The sequence below is a fragment of the [Clostridium] symbiosum ATCC 14940 genome (assembly GCF_000466485.1).
GTDB classification, from domain to species: domain Bacteria; phylum Bacillota; class Clostridia; order Lachnospirales; family Lachnospiraceae; genus Otoolea; species Otoolea symbiosa.
This window is the reverse complement of record NZ_KE993024.1, coordinates 15280-33992: the sequence shown is the minus strand read 5'-3', so window position 1 is coordinate 33992 and position 18713 is coordinate 15280. Positions and strand designations below refer to the sequence as shown.

The following is an 18713-nucleotide window of genomic DNA, read 5'->3' as shown; positions in this document are numbered from 1 at the left end:
AGCTTTTTTTCATATGGCCGGTTTTTATATATATTATCCAAATGAACACTTATATGATAAGCTTTTTATATCGAAAATGTCAATAAAAAATCAAACAAAGGAGATTCTGCTATGACAAAACATGAAAGATTTCTTAACGTTCTGGCGAACAAGCCGGTGGATCGCGTTCCGGTTGCTTTCTTCCATCATTTCCTGGAGGACTGGACGGATTTTGGTAAGGGTATCGAAGATGATGAGGTTTTTGAAAAAAACATCGAGGGCCACCGAATTGCCCGCAAGCTCTTTGATCCCGATGTGGCAAAGGTGATGAACGATTCCCTGATGCTTATGCCGGTGGAGGCATCCTTTGTAAAGACAGCAGCCGATTTAAGAAAAATTGAACCGCTATCTTCGGACTCTGGATTTGTGAAGCGGACTTTGGAGCTGACAAAACGGGTACGTGAGATTTACGCCGACAGCGACGCTCCGGTTTATGCCACCAGCTTTTCTCCTACTTTGGTTCTGCGCAGTGCGCTGCCGGAAGGACGCAGGCCCGGACTCGGAGGTCCGGAGACTGTAATTAAGCGCTTTATCAAAGAGGAACCGGAGGCGCTTGGGGAAGCCTGCAAGACAGTGAGCGAGGGTATTATGGAATTAAACCGCCTTCTCATAAAGGAGTGCGGAGTAGACGGCATTTATCTGAGTGTAAACAACCAGGCCGGCTTTTTTCCGGAAGAGATTTACCGTACCTATATTTCACCTTTTGAAAAAGCTGTCCTGGATGACGCCAATAAACTCAGCGATGTGAATATACTCCATATCTGCGGTTTTATCGGACAGGGGAACGATCTCAATCTGTTTACCGGCTTTAATGCCGCCGCCTATAACTGGGATGTCCATACGGAAAAGGTTTCTCTAAGCCAGGGCAAAAGGCTTTTTGGCGGTAAGGCTGTTTTCGGCGGTTTTGAACAGAAGGGGGTTCTCTACAAAGGAACGCGGGAAGAGGTTGAGAAATACACGTATCAGATTCTTGATGAGGCCGGCCAGGTGGGGATTATGGTGGGCGCCGACTGTACGGTTCCCGCAGACATTGATGATTCACGCCTTGAATGGGTACGCCAGGCAGCCATTCGATATGCGGCCCAGCCCATAAGAAAAATAAAATATAATTCGGAATCTTTAAATTAACAAATGAGGCAGCCATTCTAAATGAAAGGAGATTCAATTATGGAATATTTAAAAAAGAGCGGATTTGCCAAAACTTTTTCCATTTGGTTCGGCATAGGAGCATTGATGTTCGGCACCTATTGCGGCGCTAACATGGCCTCCGGCGTTTATGCGTCCGCCTATATTGTAACTCTTGGCGGCGGCTGGTCCCTGGTATGGCTTTCAATCTTTTTTGCCTTTATGACTTTTTTCTGTGCTATCAGCCTGGTATTTATCCGCATTTACAAGGTTAAAAATTATAATCAATACTACCTGGCGCTTTACGGCTTACATAAACCAGATGCCAACCCGCTGCTTAGAGGCGGCGTAACAGTATTTTTTGATATCTTCACCATGCTGAAAGGTCTGGTCAATGTAGCTGCCACAGTTGCTCTGTTCACCGAGCTTATGCATGCTCTCCTGGGCATTCCTGTATTGGTGGGCAGTGCCATGGGTATCCTGCTCTTTGCCGTTCTGACTATTTATGGAGCAGGCTTTCTCCGGAAATTTAATACAATCATGACGGTTTCCCTTATTCTGTGCCTTGGAGTTATTTTGATTTCCGTTATCGCAATCCGCGGCGATGTGCTGGTGAGCAGGATTGGAAACTTCCAGGAAGGGTTGGACTGGGGAGGCACAACAGTAAAAGCTCATTTTCTGATGTTCCTTTCCTACTGTTTTAATACTTCAGCCTGGGGTTCCACACTGAGCAATTATTCAGATCAAATCCGTGATAACCGGGACGCCATCGGCTCCGGCATCATGATCGGCGTTCTCGTTACGGCGCTGTTTGCAATTACTGGGGCCATTGTACTGCCTTTCATGCCGGATGTCATGCAGGGTACCCCAATTTTAATGATTTGCCAGAATTATTTTCCGGGTGTACTTACTGCTGTTTACTGGGTTGTAGTAATTTTTGCGGTAGCGTCCACAGCCCCCAGCTTTACTTTCAACATTTCCAACAGATGGGCCGGTGTATGGAAGACGGAGAAGCTCTCCCACAGAGCAAAGTTCTTTATCCTGTCCCTGGGTTTCTTGCTGACATGCGGTATTCTTTCCCAGGTGGGACTTATGGTAATTGTGAAAAAGGGCTATACGCTCCTTGGAAATATTGCTCTTATTGCCGTTATTATTCCAATATTTATAGCTATCCCACGTATGATTAAGCAGGATAAGGCGGATAAACAGATGACGGGAGGAAATGGTACATTATGATAGAGATAATTTGGAAACAGGAATTGCACAGCTTTAACAGCTGCCAGGAATTTGCAGATGAATTCCGCCTTTGTGAAACAGACCTTATCCTGACCAACGAATACATTTACCAGCCCTATTTCGGCTCCATGAATTTAGGCTGCCGTGTACTATATCAGGAAAAATACGGGATCGGCGAGCCCACCGACACCATGACGGAAGCCATCATGCAGGATATGAAAAAAACAGGATGTAAACGGGTTATTGCCATCGGCGGAGGAACAGTCATTGATATTGCCAAGGTTCTGGCAGTGGCCGGAGACGAGAGCATCGACTGCCTCTACGATATGGCTCCGGCGCTGCCAAAGCGCCGTACCTTAATCATTGTGCCCACCACCTGTGGAACCGGCAGTGAGGTCACGAATATCTCCATATTGAACCGCACCCGTATTAATACGAAAATGGGTCTGGTTGGACCGGCGATGTATGCAGATGCGGCTGTGCTGCTCCCGCAGCTTTTAGAGGGGCTTCCCTTTGGCGTGTTTGCAGCAAGCTCCATCGATGCACTGGTTCATGCGGTGGAGTCTATTCTCTCCCCCAAAGCAACAACGTACACGAAACTTTTCGGATATAAGGCTGTTGAGATGATAATCCGCGGTTATCAGACCATCGCCAGGGAGGGCAGGGATGCCCGGATTCCGCTGCTGAACAACTTTCTCACTGCTTCCAACTATGCGGGTCTTTCCTTCGGAACCGCAGGCTGTGCAGCGGTTCATGCCATGAGTTACCCTTTGGGCGGAAAATATCATGTGCCTCATGGAGAGAGCAACTATGCTATGTTCACCGGTGTTTTGAAAAATTATATGGAAATCCGTCAAGATGGGGAAATTGCAGTGTTAAATACATATTTGGCAGGCCTCCTCGACTGCCCCGTAAGGGATGTATACGACTGCCTGGAACAACTTTTGGACCAGATTCTTCCTAAAAAGCCGCTGCATAAATACGGCGTGACGAAGTCAGAACTTAAAGACTTCACAAGGAACGTCATGGAAACACAGGGCCGTCTTATGGGCAACAATTTTGTTTTTCTGGATGAAGCCCGGGTGCTGAAAATTTATACAGAGCTTTACTGATTCCTTACTGTTCACACCATGCCAAAAGGCGGCAAGCTGTATAGAGTAATACTGATTCTCTCAGGCTGAAATGAGGGTATACATTACCCTCATTTTTTGCTATGATACATAGTAGGTTTAGAGTAAAGAGGATAACTGAAATGAGAGAGAAAAAAGACAATAAAAACAGCACCGGTAATGGCCGCATGCTCTGGAAACCGGGAAATATGGTATATCCGGTTCCGGCTGTTATGGTGACCGCGGCGGATCGGGAAGGAAAGAGCAACATTATTACAATTGCCTGGACAGGAACCGTCTGCACGAACCCTCCCATGGCATATATATCCGTACGGCCGGAGCGGTATTCCTATGGGATGCTGAAAGAAACAGGCGAATTTGTCATAAACCTGACGACGGAAAAACTGGTCCGGGCTACCGATTACTGCGGAGTAAAGTCAGGCAGAGACACGGATAAATGGAAGGAGACCGGACTGACCCCCATCCCGGCGCAGGAGGTGAAAGTCCCGCTGATTAAAGAAAGTCCCGTCAATATCGAGTGCCGCGTATCGGAGATCAGGGAGCTGGGTTCCCATCACATGTTTCTTGCCAGAGTTGTGGCAGTGGATGTTGACGAGGCATATTTAAATGAACAGGGCAGATTTGAACTTCAAAAAGCGGCTCCGATTGTCTATTCCCATGGAGAATATTATGGTCTTTCCAGTCTGCTGGGAACCTTCGGTTACAGTGTGAGAAAGAAAACTGTTCCTGCAAGGGGAAATAAAAAGAGGCCGGGAGGAAAATATGAAAGATAATACAAAGGACAGCCGGAAGAATAACATAACACTGATTGGCATGCCCGCCGCAGGAAAGAGTACGGTAGGCGTTCTGCTTGCAAAGCGTCTTGGCTATTCCTTCATTGACGTGGATATTGTGATCCAGGAGGAGGAAGGAAAGCTGCTAAAAGAAATTATCAAAGAGCAGGGACTTGACGGCTTTATGGAGGTGGAAAACCGGGTCAATGCAGGACTCAGGGCAAACCGGGCCGTAATCGCTCCCGGGGGCAGCGTGATATATGGTAAAGAAGCCATGGAAAACCTGAAATCTCTTGGTCCGGTGGTTTACCTTAAAATCAGTTATGAAGAATTATGCAGCAGACTGGGAGATGTAGTAGACAGGGGCGTGGTTCTGAAAGAGGGGATGACGCTGGAAGAACTTTATAATGAAAGAGTTTCATATTTTGAGCGGTATGCCGATATTATCATAGATGAAGAGGGCAAGGAGCTGGGCGCAGTCGTGGATGAACTCAGGGAAATCATGGAGAAAAAGGGACTGCGGAGCTAGCAGTCTGTCCTCTATGTACTTGTGCATACAGCGCCCGCTATCCACGCCGGGCGCACGTCTGCAAAGCTAGCCGCAGGGTCCGCTGCGCCGTCGCTTTGCAGGCGCACACCTGACGCATAGATATATAAATATAGAAGTGAGGAAAATACAAATGAACAACCATAAATTACGCCGTTATTATCTGGAAAAGGACTATAACTGTGCGGAAACCATACTCCGCGCAGCAAATGAGGAATATCATCTCGGACTGAATGAGGACTCATTCCGTCTGGTCAGCGGATTCGGCGGAGGTATGGGCTGTGGCGGGACCTGCGGAGCCTTGAGCAGCGCCATGGCGGTTATCAGCATGTTTCTGGTGGAGGAACGGGCGCATGCAACGGAAGGGTTCAAAGAAAAGTGTGCAAACTTCTGCCAGATGTTCGAGAGAGAGCTGGGAAGCACAAAATGTTCCGTACTGAAAGAAAAATATACGCAGGAGGACAGCCGGTGCTACAAGACGGTTGAAATCTCCTACAGGCTGCTGGAGAATTTTCTGGCGGCAGAGGGGCTTATCGAGGCAGAGTGCAAGGAGGTTACAGTCAGCCCGGAGGACATTACCAGAGTCAAGGCGCTTGGTTTCCTGCATAATAAAGGTACCGACTGCTTTAACGGCAGGATTATCACCAGAAACGGAAAGATAACGGCGGCAGAGAGTGCCAAAATAGCGGAAGCAGCGGAGAAATACGGGGACGGCCATGTTGCACTGACAACCCGTCTTACAATAGAGGTAACGGGTATTCCATATGAGAATATTGAACCGTTCAGGGAATGTGTCGCTGAGGCTGGCCTGGAGACAGGCGGAACCGGATCTAAAGTCCGGCCGGTCGTTTCCTGCAAAGGAACCACATGCCAGTATGGACTGTGTGACACATTTGCACTGGCAGACCGGATACATACCAGATTCTATAAAGGCTACCATGAGGTGAAGCTGCCCCACAAATTCAAAATAGCGGTTGGCGGCTGTCCGAATAACTGTGTAAAGCCGGACCTGAATGATTTCGGTATCATCGGACAGAGCATACCGGCAAACGATGCGGATAATTGCAAGGGCTGCAAAAGCTGTGTGGTAGTGGACGCCTGTCCCGTCAGCGCGGCGGCCGTGGAGGACGGCACGGTCCGCATACCTGAAGAGGAATGCAATAACTGCGGACGCTGTACAAGCAAATGTCCATTTGACGCGGTGACGGAAGAGACAAAGGGATTTAAGGCCGTAATCGGCGGCAGATGGGGCAAGAGAACGGCCGAAGGCAGGGAGCTTGGGAAGATTTTCAAATCGGAAGAAGAGGTGCTTGAGGTTCTGGAAAAAGCGATTCTTTTGTTCCGTGAGCAGGGAATCACCGGAGAGCGCTTTTCCGATACGATTGAGAGACTGGGATTTGAAAATGTGGAAGCCCAGCTTTTAGGAAATGAGCTGCTGGAACGAAAAGATGAGATTATTAATGCGCAGGTTCATCTCAAAGGGGGAGCAACCTGCTGACGGAAAAAGGAGGGAGCCGCCATGGGCAAAATATATCAGGGTATTGAAGAGCTGGTAGGACATACCCCGCTTGTGAACTTCAGAAGACTGGCAAAGGCAGAGGGGGTAAACGCTGAAATCCTTGCAAAGCTGGAGTGCTTTAATCCGGCCGGGAGCGCCAAAGACAGGGTAGGACTGCAGATGGTACTGGACGCGGAGAAGGCGGGAATCCTGAAAAGAGGCTCGGTTATCATAGAACCGACAAGTGGTAATACGGGTGTGGGACTGGCTGCCGTAGCTGCCGCCAGGGGCTACAAAACGGTGATTGTCATGCCGGACAGTATGAGTGAGGAACGCAGGATGCTGTTAAAGGCGCATGGGGCTGAGCTGGTATTGACGGACGGGAAAAAGGGCATGCAGGGAGCCATAGAAAAGGCAGAAGAGCTTCAGAAGACAACGGATAACAGCTGGATTGCAGGACAATTTACCAACCCCTCCAATCCTGACGCACACTATCATAGTACCGGTCCTGAGATTTGGGAGGATACGGACGGGAAAGTGGATATATTTGTGGCAACAGTGGGTACCGGGGGGACGATTACCGGGACGGCCCGCTATCTGAAAGAGATGAATCCGTCCGTCTATGTGGCGGCGGTGGAACCCGCAGGCTCACCGGTTCTTTCCGGGGGAGCTCCGGGACCGCACGGCATTCAGGGTATCGGCGCCGGCTTCATACCGGAAATACTCGATACGGGAATTTACGACGAAATTATTACGGCAAAGGAAGAAGACGCTTACCGGCTCGGAAAAGCAGCGGCCCGTGAAGAGGGATTTCTGACGGGAATTTCGTCCGGCGCAGCTCTGTGGGCGGCAGTTGTGCTGGGACGGAGGCCGGAAAACGAAGGGAAACGGATTGTTGCGGTTCTTCCCGATACGGGTGAACGCTATTTGTCGACAGAACTGTTCCGATAAGAAGGGGAAAGGATTTCATAAATGGAGAAGGATAATATTTGTTATAAGACGTATGTGGAGATATTGGAACGTGAGCTGGTTCCGGCAATGGGATGTACGGAACCGATTGCCCTGGCCTATTGCAGCGCAAAAGCCAGATCGGTGCTGGGGGTCCTGCCGGATAAGGTTCTGGTGGAGGTCAGCGGCAACATTGTAAAAAATGTAAAAAGCGTAATTGTGCCTAATTCCGGCGGGCGCCGGGGAATTGAGGCGGCAGCCGCCGTCGGCATCCTGGCCGGAAGAGAAGATTTGGAACTGGAAGTGCTGTCAAAGGTTACGGACGAGGATATAGCGGGCCTCGGCGCTTATATGGAGAAAGTTGAGATAACGGTGGCGCCTCTCGACACGCCCTACCTTTTGGATATGGCGGTGACGGCAAAGAAGGACGGTTCCCGCGCGCGGGTGAGAATTGCGCAGGAGCATACGAATATTATAGAGATAGAAAAAGACGGTAAAATCCTGTTTGAAAAGCAGGCGGGAGAAGAAGAGGATTGTGACGCCCCCGACTATTCCCTGCTGACAATCGAGAAGATATATGATTTTGCCGATACGGCAGATTTGGAGGACGTAAAAGCCGTCCTGGACCGTCAGATTGCATATAATACGGCAATTGCCGAGGAAGGCCTGCGCGGAGACTACGGCGCCAACATCGGCCGTGTTCTGATGGAGGAATACGGAGACAGGATTGAGAACAGGGCTAAGGCGATGGCGGCGGCAGGATCCGATGCAAGGATGAACGGCTGTGACCTGCCTGTTATTATTAACTCCGGCAGCGGAAATCAGGGAATGACGGCGTCACTGCCTGTAATTGAATATGCAAAAGAATTGAAGTGCAGCAGGGAAAAGCTGTACCGGGCGCTCCTGTTATCCAATCTTGTGACACTTCATCAGAAGACAGGAATTGGACGGTTGTCCGCCTATTGCGGAGCTGTCAGCGCAGGTGCGGGCGCAGGCGCGGGAATTGCCTACCTGGAAGGCGGCGATCTGAAGGTGGTTGCCCACACTCTGGTTAACGCTCTGGCCATCACATCGGGAATCGTCTGTGACGGGGCCAAAGCCTCCTGCGCGGCAAAGATAGCGGTTGCGGTGGATACCGGGATACTGGGCTATAAGATGTACAAGAAAGGCCAGCAGTTCTACGGCGGTGACGGTCTTGTAGCCAAGGGCGTGGAAAACACGATCCGCAATATCGGCCGTCTGGGGAAGGAAGGCATGAAGGAGACGGACAAGGAAATTATCAGAATTATGACGGAGTAACGTTACTGCTCTCACGGTTGTGTAGATTTAGTTAAAGGTGAGGACGCCGCCGGAACGGCCAGCGGACGGGGTGGTGGGGTGTGTATATGAGTCTTCCGACCCTGCGAAAACCTGACCGGGGGAAGGAGGCGGAATCAATTCTGGAGGGGCTGTGAAGCGTAACAACCCATGCTAAGCTTTCGTTAAGCTCTCCCGTAAACTATTGCGGCCTGACCGCATATCCTGTAATATAATGGTGCATGACAATACCGCCGGTATATTGGCGGCAGTTGAAAAGGAGTGTAATACAGGATGGACGACAGCGCCCCCGACGCTGATGTAAAAAACAGCAATTTAAATATTGAGCCGTAAAATAGAGGCGCAATCTGCTTTTACTTAAGCAGGTTGTGCCTTTTCGAGCTCAAAATATAAGAAATGAAAAGGAGAGATAACGGTGGGAGAATTACCACAACAACTGATTGTGCAGGCGGCACTGATACTTTTAAACGCTTTTTTTGCGGCGACGGAGATTGCCGTGATATCGCTTAATACGGCGAAGCTCAGGAGATTGCAGGAGACAGGAGATAAGACGGCAGGAAGGCTGCTGAGGATGGCGGAAGAACCGGCCGGATTTCTTTCGACGATACAGATAGGCATCACGCTGGCCGGATTCCTGGGCAGCGCGTTTGCTGCGGAGAACTTCTCAGACAGCCTGACAAACTGGATTTATAACGGTCTTGGTTTTCAATATTTGCCGGTGAGCGCGCTTGATACGGTTTCTGTAATTGTGATTACCATTATTCTGTCGTACTTTACATTGATATTCGGAGAGCTTGTGCCAAAACGTATTGCAATGCAAAAGCCGTACGAAGTGGCCAAGATTGCCAGCGGACCGGTATCGGCCATTGCTTTCGGCATGAAACCGGTTATCGGTTTTCTGGCGTTTTCCACCAACACCATGCTGAAGCTTCTTCATATGAAAGTGGAAGCAGAGGAAGAGCAGGTTACGGAAGATGAGATACGGATGATGATTGACCTGGGAAAAGAGAACGGCGCTATCGACGAAGAGGAGACGGAGTGGCTCCAGAATGTATTTGAGTTTAACGACACATCGGTTCAGGAGGCAATGACACGGGACTTTGAGGTGGAGTCATTTCAAATTGGTGATACGGAAGAAGAGATCGTTGAAAAAATCCGTGAAACCGGTTTGTCACGTTTTCCGGTATATGATAAAGACGGCCGTGACATCCTGGGCATTCTCTATTCCAGAGAGTATCTGCTAAATCTGAGAACGGATAAAAAGCCCCTGGGCGAGCTTCTCCACCAGCCCTATTTCGTACCTGAGACAATGCATGCGGATCAGCTTTTTGGCGATATGCAGAAAAAGAAGATACATATGGCGATTGTCATAGACGAGTACGGGGAGATAAGCGGCATCATCACCATGGAGGATCTTCTGGAAGAAATAGTCGGAAACATTTATGATGAGTTTGATGCCGAGGAAGAACCGGAGATCGAGCAGATGGATGACAATCTCTGGCGTTTTCCGGGATGCACGCTGATCAGGGACGTCTCGGAGACTCTGGGGATGACCCTGCCTGAGCAGGAAGATTATGAGACCGTAGGCGGCCTGGTGCTAAGCTGCCTCAACACCATTCCGGCGGACGGCACAACTCTCGATGTGGAGACGGAGGGCCTGAGTATTCATGTGGAACAGATAAAAAACAGACGGATAGAGTCCGTCCTTGTAAAAAAACTGGAACAAAAGCAGGAAGAGGACGAGGTGAGAAAAACCGGCTGAATATAAACAATTATTTATTATTGTTATAAAATAAAAATAATAGTTGCAAATATTCCGGAAAAGAAATAAAATATAGAAAGAGTAAAATTAACGTTATATTAACAGACGGACAGGGTATGCAAAGGAGCTGTACTTTAGAATTTGCATACCCTTTTTTTCGGAAAGGCAGTGTATTTATGATCAAAATGAAATCTCTGACCAGAGAAAGGAAATTCCTTTTGCTGGCTCTGATTCCAGCTTACTTCATTGTTGCGGGACTTTTGCTTCAGCCGCTGGAAGGAATCCTCGAGGGCGTTTACACCATGATAAGGGAGCCGGATTTCCTGATTACGGACTACATAGCAGTGGGCGGCATTGGGGCAGCCTTTATCAACGCCGGCGCCCTCACTTTAATGAGTATCGGATTTATCTATTTTCTCGACATGGAGATGGATGGGCACACCATTACGTCCAGCTGTCTGATGTTTGGATTCTCACTTTTTGGCAAAAACCTGATGAATATCTGGGCTATCCTTCTGGGAGTTCTGTTATACGCCAAATACCATAAAACTTCACTTTCAAAATATATATATGTGGGAATTTACGGTACCAGTTTATCGCCGATTATCACACAGATTATGCATATCGTGGATATGCCTCTGCTCGGACGGCTGCTCCTGACCGTGGGAGTGGGGATTTCTATCGGCTTTGTGCTTCCGCCGTTATCTACCCATGTTCACTATGCCCATAAGGGCTACTCGCTTTACAATGTCGGTTTTGCAGCCGGAATAATTGCCACGGTTATCGTATCATCCCTGAAGTCATTCGGTATAGAGACGGAAGCGCGGCTTATCTGGTCTTCCGGAAATAACTGTTTGTTTCTGATATTATTGGGCATCCTGTTCGGCGGCATGATACTGGGGGCCCTGCTTTTGGGCGGGGAGGGAGTGGTTCATGCCTACTGCCGGATTTTAAAAACCACCGGTATATCCGGTACGGATTATCTGGCGGACGAGGGTGGAGCCGCCACTATATTGAATATGGGAATCAACGGGATCTTTGCCACGCTCTTTGTACTGGCGGTGGGAAGCGATTTGAACGGGCCCACAATCGGCGGAATATTTACAATAGTTGGCTTCAGTGCGACGGGAAAGCATCTGAGGAACATTTTCCCGATTATGACGGGCGTATGCCTGGCCAGCCTGACCCATGCCTGGGAGATTAATAACCCGTCCGCCATGCTGGCGCTGCTGTTTTCCACGACGCTGGCCCCGGTTGCAGGTGAATTCGGCGTTATTGCCGGTCTGCTGGCAGGATTCCTCCACGCATCGGTGGCGATGAATGTAGGCATTGTCTACGGCGGAATGAATCTGTATAATAACGGTTTTGCCGGAGGTATCGTTGCGATTTTCATGGTGCCTGTGATTCACTCCATCAGAGACAGAAGAGCCAGGGCGGGGAGCGATATTTCATTGTAGTGAGGTTCCGATGCAAAGTAAAAGAGGAGATATGTGGAAGCCGGAGGGCTGCCATCTTATCTCCTCTTTTTTGAATCCCTGAAACATGTATGCCTGAGCGTTCTGCTGTTAAAAATTAAATCCGGTAACTGCCAGGGAGCCATGCATCCTGTTGATTATAATGTTATTCCTGTTTCCCATGACGATGCCGTTTCCGTAAATCTGCTGTCCGGCCGGATCTGCAATTCCAATTTCATGTACCAGACTTCTTGTGAACACGGACTCCTTCCCAAGAGTAATAAAATCTTCCCGGGAATTGACGGTCAGGGAAGTTCCGTCCTGCATTGTAACGCTGATGGGAAAATCGCACAGTTCGGCCAGGGCTTCCAGGTCACGTCCTGATACCGTATCCTGTATCTCGGCGGCAAATGCAGTGATCTTGGCGGCAGGGGATTCCCTGAGCGCCTCATCCTCTATCGACTCCATGATGTCCTGCAAATCACAGGCGTCCTCATCCTCCGTCTGATTCACTGGTCCGGCAGCCATTGCGGTGGTCATATATCCGCAGGTGATTGATACAACTGCGGCTGCGGCCAGCCCCACGGCTAAAAATTTTCTTTTCATTTCAAACTATACCTCACTTTATAACGGATATGTATCTTTCCAAGGGTGAAGTATAGCACCGGGTTCAGGTAAATTCAAGAGTTTGGGGGATTTTTGGCACTTCGCTCAAAAAGCGGCGGCGATTAGTGCAAATTCCGGCAGAAGTGATATAATAGCAATAGGCGGAATGGTTTTCAGGCTCTGCCGGGAGGGGAATGGAATATGTTGAAATATCTGAGGCAGTTCGGAATATTTTTTTGTTCTGCCGTGCTTATCTTTTTATATCCACTGACGGCGCCGGCCGGAACTGCTGTATCAGCCTCGGAGCAAGGCAGACAGACATTGAGGGTCGGATATATCAATTATGATGGGTTTATCGTGCAGGAGAACGGAGGATATATTGATGGATACGGCGTAGCCTTTCTCGATAAAATCTCAGAGTATACCGGCTGGCGGTATGAGTTTTATTACAACACCTGGGAGGAATGTCTTAACGAGCTGGAGCGGGGGACGATCGATCTCGTATGCTGCGCTCAGAGCAGGCCGGACAGGAGGGCCCGGTTCGCGTATACGGAGTTTCCAATCGGGCGTGAAAGTACCTTTGTCTATACAAATAAGGGAAGCAATGACATATATTATCAGGATTATGAGGCGATGGACGGTGCGACGGCTGCCGTGCTGAAAGATTCTTATCAGAGTGATGAATTTGCGGATTTTGCAAAGCTCAAGGGCTTCAGTTACGAGGCTTTGGAGCTTGATTCGGTAGATGAAATTACGGATGCGGTTCAAAGCGGCAGGGCAGATTTGGCTGTGATTGGCAGTCTGTCGAGACAGACCGATCTGAGAATTGTGGATATGCTTGGCACGGCTCCCTTTTATATTATCACAACCAAAGGCAATGATGAGGTTCTGGAAAGTCTCAATGATGCCCTGAGAAACATATATTCATCATCACCATACATAGTGGAAGAGCTTTATTACGAATATTACGGAGATAATACCGTGACGGAGGAGCCGCTCCTGACCAGGGAGGAGGCCGAATATGTAAAGGAAAGCGCTCCATTAACCGTGGCCTGTATAGACGGTTTTTATCCTCTTTCTTACGTTGACCCGGAGACGGGGGAACCCTCCGGTATTTTTCCCGATCTCGCAAGAAAGATTGGGGAGATAAGCGGACTGGAGTTTATACTGAGCGCCGAACCGTCCGGCAGCCGGCCGGAGGACTTGATTAAGGCCGGACGCGCTGATATTGCAGCCGGAATTTTATTCAGTCAGGAAAAGAGCCGGGAGACAGGCGTGCAGCTTACGGAAATTATCATGTCCCAGCCATCCCTGGTTATATCAAACTCCGGAGTCAATATCTTCGGCCTGAAGGATGGAGTGATGGCGCTGCCCTGTTCCTACGAGAACGCGGACAGCCTTCTGCCCGCCGAGTTCCAGCGGTTTGGTATTATATTTAAAGAGAATCTGGAAGACTGTTTTACCGCGGTAAAGGAGCATGAGGCGGATTTGACGATACAGAATACCCATGCGGCCAATTATTTTATGCAAAAGAGAGACTTTTCAACGCTGGCTGTCACGTCCATGCAGTCAATGGAGGAGAAAAGCTGCATGATGATTTCCAGGGAGGCGGACAGGAAATTGCTGAGTATCCTGAACAAATCCATCAATTCCCTTGGCGATAATACGATTAACCAGATTATAATGTCGCATACGGTGGCGCAATCCTATCATGATACATTGATTGATACTATGTACTTTTACAGGAAACAGATTATCTTCCTGACTGCATTGACAGCCGCCGTAATAGTTCTGGCAGCGCTCATGTACCGCAGGCACATGCATATTATGATGGAGCTAAAGGAGAAGAAGGCCTACCAGCTTATGGCTGAGACTGATGAGCTGACGGGGATGTATAACCGCAAAGCGTTCTATGAACGGGCGCTCCGGTATATGGACGAAAGACCGGACAGACGATTTCAAATTATCTTCTTTAATGTGGAGAATTTCAAGGTTGTCAATGATTTGTTCGGCGTACAGGCAGGGGATGGCATCCTTATTTTCCTGGCCGGGATTATTAAAGAATGGACGGCAGAGAAGGGGGGAGTCTGTTCCCGCTTTGAGGGCGATCACTTCGTGGTCTGTACGGAGGAAGATGATGAATATGCAAAGGAGATTACGGATAAGATAAGAAGTGAGCTGAAAACGTATCCGATTGACATGAATGTTGAAGTTTCCTGCGGCATTTATCACGTTCACGGCAGGGATAAGAGCATCAACATTATGTGCGACAGAGCGCATATCGCGGTGAACAGCATCAAGGGCAATTATGCACGACACGTGGCCGTATATGACGATTCCCACAGGGAGGCGATAATCCATTCACAGCTAATCGTCAGTGAGATGAACAGGGCCATGGAGCAGAGGCAGTTCCATGTATACTTACAGCCGAAATTCAATATGGAAACAGAGAAGATCATCGGAGCCGAGGCTCTGGTGCGCTGGGTACATCCTGAAAGAGGAATTTTGCCGCCCGGTGATTTCATTCCGATTTTCGAACATAACGGGTTTATCGGCCAGTTGGATCTCTATATGTTTGAGGAGACGTGTAAAGTGCTGAGAAGATGGCTGGACGGAGGCAGGCAGCCGGTGCCGGTATCGGTCAACTTGTCCAGAGTCGGTTTTTATAACCCCAAATTATGTGAGCATCTGTACAAGACGGCCCAAAAGTACCGGCTTCCCCTGGACCTGCTTGAACTGGAAGTGACGGAGACGGCTTATGCGTCAGATTCAAGGACGATTCACAGTCATATTAGGCAGCTTAGGAGAATGGGATTTAAGATTTTAATGGACGATTTCGGAAGCGGTTACTCGTCACTCAACATGCTCAAAGAGGCACCGGTGGATCAGATTAAGCTGGATATGAGATTCTTAAGCGAACCGGATCCGTACGGCAGGGCGGAAACCATTCTTCAGATGGTGATTGCCATGGGAAAGGCGCTGTCCATTCCGGTGCTGGCCGAGGGGGTTGAGACAAAGGGCCAGGTGGAGATGCTGAAAAGCTATTCCTGCTGTCTGGCCCAGGGATACTATTATGCCAGACCGTTAACGGTGGAAAAATTCGAAGAAATGATGGATAAACAGACAGGGCTATCTGGTTCTTAACATTTTCTGAACACGGATTTATTGGCTTTTCTCCGGCATATTATTGTAGAATAAAAGAAATAAACTAACAGGAGCTGATATTATCACACTTACACTATCACTATTTATTACATCCATTGTTATCTTCATATGTATTTTGAGCAGTAAAATCTCGGGACGCATCGGTGTCCCCACCCTGTTCGTGTTTATAGTGCTGGGCATGTTATTTGGCTCGGACGGGGTGATTAAGATTGCATTTGACAATTATGAAATTGCGGAACAGATTTGTTCCGTTGCCCTGATTTTTATTATGTTTTACGGTGGCTTTGGAACAAGATGGAGCGAAGCGCGGCCGGTAGCGGGAAAATCAGTCCTTCTGTCGTCGGTGGGCGTAGTGCTGACGGCAGTGCTGACCGGCCTGTTCTGCTACTTCGTTTTGAACATGGATTTCCTGGAGGGTATGCTGATCGGTTCCGTTCTTGGTTCCACGGATGCCGCTTCCGTATTCTCGATTCTGCGTTCCCGCAAGCTTAACTTAAAATACGGTTCGGCATCCATGCTGGAGCTGGAAAGCGGAAGTAATGATCCCTTTTCCTATATGATGACAATCATCGTTCTCACCGCGATGTCCGGGACAATGGGAGTCGGGCAGATCGCCGGAATGCTTGCAAGTCAGCTGTTATTCGGCCTGCTGGTCGGCGCAGGAGTGGCGTTTGCCGCATCACGTTTCCTGAACCGGTACCAGTTTTACGGTGAGGGATTCGACACGATATTCATCTTTGCCGTTGCGATCATTTCTTATGCCTTTTCATCCCTGATAGGGGGGAACGGCTACCTTAGCACTTATCTGACCGGAATTATTCTGGGCAATCAGACTCTGAAGAACCAAAAGACGCTGGTGAGCTTTTTCGACGCATTCACCGGCCTTATGCAGATTCTTATTTTCTTCCTTTTGGGACTGCTGGCATTTCCTTCACAGATGCCTTCTATCCTTCTGCCTGCCTTGGCAATCGCCCTGTTTCTGACCTTTGTGGCCAGGCCGGCAGCAGTGGGTTTGCTCCTGGCTCCGTTTAAGACACCGTTCCGGCAATATCTCGTTGTGTCATGGGCCGGACTGCGGGGGGCGGCATCTATCGTATTTGCTATTATGGCGGCGGTGAGTGACAGCTATACGAAAAACGACGTGTTCCATATAGTTTTCTGCGTAGTTTTGTTCTCGATCATTTTGCAGGGTTCCCTGCTTCCGGTTCTGGCGAAAAAGTGTGAGATGATAGATGAGAATGCCGATGTCATGAAGACATTTACCGACTACACAGAGAATACGCAGATTCAGTTTATCCAGCTTCCCATAGGGAAGGAGCATCCGTGGGTGAACCGGGAAATACGCGAGATCCGGCTCCACCCGGGAACGCTGATAGCAGTGATTAAGAGGGGGGAACGGGTGGTGGTGCCCAAGGGGAATACGGAAATTCTCCCCGGAGATACGGTTATTCTGGGCGCGGAAGGATTTTCCGATAACCGCGAAATTCTTCTGAAAGAGATTCGTATTACACCGGAACACCGTTGGTGCAATAAAAAAATCCGTGAGGCTAAGTTTTACAAAAATACGATTATTGTGATGGTCAAACGCGGAGATCAGGTTATTATCCCCAGCGGGGATACGATGATACTCGATCAGGATCTTGTCGTCGTCTACTCACAGAAGCTGCCTCCTGAGGCGGTTCTGATTTCAGCGGATTAACTGCCGGCTTCGGATATCAACCTCTGTTTTTAGACAAAGCTTTCCGTAGGGCGAAATATAGGATTGTCTGGCACAGGACGAGCGCGGCCCAGCCGCAGCCCGTGGCGGCGGCCACCGCGGCAAGTCCCAGCCGTTCGATTAGGCATCGGGCGAGAATCACACGGATAGTGATGTGGATTACGACGCTGACGGCCGATATCCCCACCTTTCCGATGCCGTTAAAAAAGCCGACGTAGGCGGCTCCGATATAATTGAAGAGATAGAAGAGAGAGATGACTGCCATATAGCGCACTCCCTCTTTTATTACGGCTGGGTTATCGGTGCCGGAGATGAAAGATACGCTTAAGCCGGCGGTACCATACATGGCCAGGGACAGGGATATTCCCATGACGGCCAACAGGATAAAACCTTTCCGGAAACCGCGTCTCACCCGTTCATGCTGACCGGCCCCAGTATTTTGGGCGATAAAAACGGAAAGCGCTTCCGTACCGCTGTCGCCGAAGGAGTTGGCAAAGCCCTCCGCCTTTGTGGTGGCAGTGTAGGCTGAAATCATCTCGGTGCCCATGGAATTGACTGTACCCTGCACCATCAGCTTGCCCAGATACAGGCTGGCCTGTTGGAGCGCGGAGACGAAACAGTAGCGGAGAGTCTTGTAAAACAGGTTTTTATTAAAATACATATCTTTTTTTCCAAATAAGAGGCTCGGATATTTTTTTATGAGGTAGAAGATGCCAAGGACTGCCGACAGCGTCTGGGCCAGAATGGTGGCGGCCGCTGCGCCTGCAATACCCATATGGAAATTCCTGATGAAAATCAAATCCAGGGCAAAATTCAATATGATTGTACAGATTAAAATCAGCAGGGCTACGACCGTGTTGCCGACAGAGCGGAGGATTGCTGAGCTGAGGTTATAAAAGAATGCCGGAACCAGCCCTGCAAAAATGATTTTAAGGTAGAGCGAAGCTTTGGCCGCCACCTCCTGCGGTGTCTGAAGCAGGCGTAGGCACCCATCGGTGCAGAAAAATGCCAGGAGGCTTATAAAGAATACTCCCACAGCGCCCAGAGCAAACGCCATAAATACTTCATTGCGGAAGCAGAGGTAATTGCGCTCCCCATAATACCGGGCCAGAATGATGGCAATTCCGGAGCAGCAGCCGCTGATCACGAAAAGAAAGAGATTCATGATTGTGCCGGATACGCCGATGGCCGCAAAGGCCTCGAGGCCTGCGTATTTTCCGATTACGACTGCATCAACTGTATTATAAAGCTGTTGGAATATATTTCCGATAATCAAAGGCCCCATCAGGCACAGTAGGCTTGAGTAGATGCTCCCGTTCAGAAGATTGGCTTCTCTTTTCATTTTAAATACCTGCTTTCTGTAGACATGGCAGTGGTTTGGCCAAAGGCCGGATGT

14 protein-coding genes are annotated in these 18713 nt (G+C 49.1%); 12 read left to right on the top strand and 2 right to left on the bottom strand.

Annotated features, from left to right (window positions below; genetic code table 11):
- The first annotated feature begins 111 nt into the window (after positions 1-111).
- The 10 genes from CLOSYM_RS19815 (at position 112) to CLOSYM_RS19770 (ending at position 11832) form a co-directional block, all read left to right on the top strand.
- A complete protein-coding gene (locus tag CLOSYM_RS19815) occupies positions 112-1167 on the top strand; it encodes a uroporphyrinogen decarboxylase family protein (protein WP_021643523.1) in 1056 nt (351 codons plus the stop codon).
- A 39-nt stretch (positions 1168-1206) separates the two neighbouring features.
- Entirely contained in the window at positions 1207-2400 is a 1194-nt protein-coding gene (locus CLOSYM_RS19810) for an SLC5/6 family protein (RefSeq protein ID WP_009298797.1), read from the top strand.
- Positions 2397-3512: a 4-hydroxybutyrate dehydrogenase gene (locus CLOSYM_RS19805; RefSeq protein WP_021643522.1), complete on the top strand. Its 1116-nt coding sequence runs from the start codon at positions 2397-2399 to the stop codon at positions 3510-3512. Before CLOSYM_RS19810 ends, CLOSYM_RS19805 begins: the two co-directional genes overlap by 4 nt.
- Before the next feature lie 140 nt (positions 3513-3652).
- Complete coding sequence (locus CLOSYM_RS19800) at positions 3653-4303, top strand: flavin reductase family protein (RefSeq protein ID WP_044902984.1); 651 nt, start codon at positions 3653-3655, stop codon at positions 4301-4303.
- Positions 4293-4832, top strand: coding sequence for a shikimate kinase (locus CLOSYM_RS19795; RefSeq protein WP_003503314.1), 540 nt, complete (start codon positions 4293-4295; stop codon positions 4830-4832). Before CLOSYM_RS19800 ends, CLOSYM_RS19795 begins: the two co-directional genes overlap by 11 nt.
- Before the next feature lie 151 nt (positions 4833-4983).
- On the top strand, positions 4984-6348 hold the full coding sequence (locus CLOSYM_RS19790) for a C-GCAxxG-C-C family (seleno)protein (RefSeq protein ID WP_021643520.1): 1365 nt from the start codon (positions 4984-4986) through the stop codon (positions 6346-6348).
- Between the two features lie 21 nt (positions 6349-6369).
- A complete protein-coding gene (gene cysK / locus CLOSYM_RS19785) occupies positions 6370-7299 on the top strand; it encodes a cysteine synthase A (protein WP_021643519.1) in 930 nt (309 codons plus the stop codon).
- 21 nt (positions 7300-7320) lie between these two features.
- Positions 7321-8595 (top strand): L-cysteine desulfidase family protein, encoded by a 1275-nt coding sequence (locus CLOSYM_RS19780; protein ID WP_003503319.1) that lies wholly within the window; start codon positions 7321-7323, stop codon positions 8593-8595.
- A gap of 433 nt (positions 8596-9028) precedes the next feature.
- On the top strand, positions 9029-10375 hold the full coding sequence (locus CLOSYM_RS19775) for a hemolysin family protein (protein WP_021643517.1): 1347 nt from the start codon (positions 9029-9031) through the stop codon (positions 10373-10375).
- A 176-nt stretch (positions 10376-10551) separates the two neighbouring features.
- Entirely contained in the window at positions 10552-11832 is a 1281-nt protein-coding gene (locus CLOSYM_RS19770) for a DUF1576 domain-containing protein (RefSeq protein ID WP_003503323.1), read from the top strand.
- Positions 11833-11940: 108 nt separating this feature from the next.
- Here CLOSYM_RS19770 and CLOSYM_RS19765 read toward each other — a convergent pair whose 3' ends face one another.
- Positions 11941-12435: a hypothetical protein gene (locus CLOSYM_RS19765; protein ID WP_021643515.1), complete on the bottom strand. Its 495-nt coding sequence runs from the start codon at positions 12433-12435 to the stop codon at positions 11941-11943.
- 201 nt (positions 12436-12636) lie between these two features.
- Between CLOSYM_RS19765 and CLOSYM_RS19760 the strand changes: the two genes are divergently transcribed.
- On the top strand, positions 12637-15579 hold the full coding sequence (locus tag CLOSYM_RS19760; protein WP_021643513.1) for an EAL domain-containing protein: 2943 nt from the start codon (positions 12637-12639) through the stop codon (positions 15577-15579).
- Between the two features lie 79 nt (positions 15580-15658).
- Complete coding sequence (locus CLOSYM_RS19755) at positions 15659-17299, top strand: potassium/proton antiporter (RefSeq protein ID WP_330362925.1); 1641 nt, start codon at positions 15659-15661, stop codon at positions 17297-17299.
- A gap of 16 nt (positions 17300-17315) precedes the next feature.
- On the opposite strand, the gene CLOSYM_RS19750 is transcribed toward CLOSYM_RS19755, so the two are convergent.
- A complete protein-coding gene (locus CLOSYM_RS19750; RefSeq protein ID WP_021643510.1) occupies positions 17316-18659 on the bottom strand; it encodes an MATE family efflux transporter in 1344 nt (447 codons plus the stop codon).
- Positions 18660-18713: the final 54 nt, after the last annotated feature.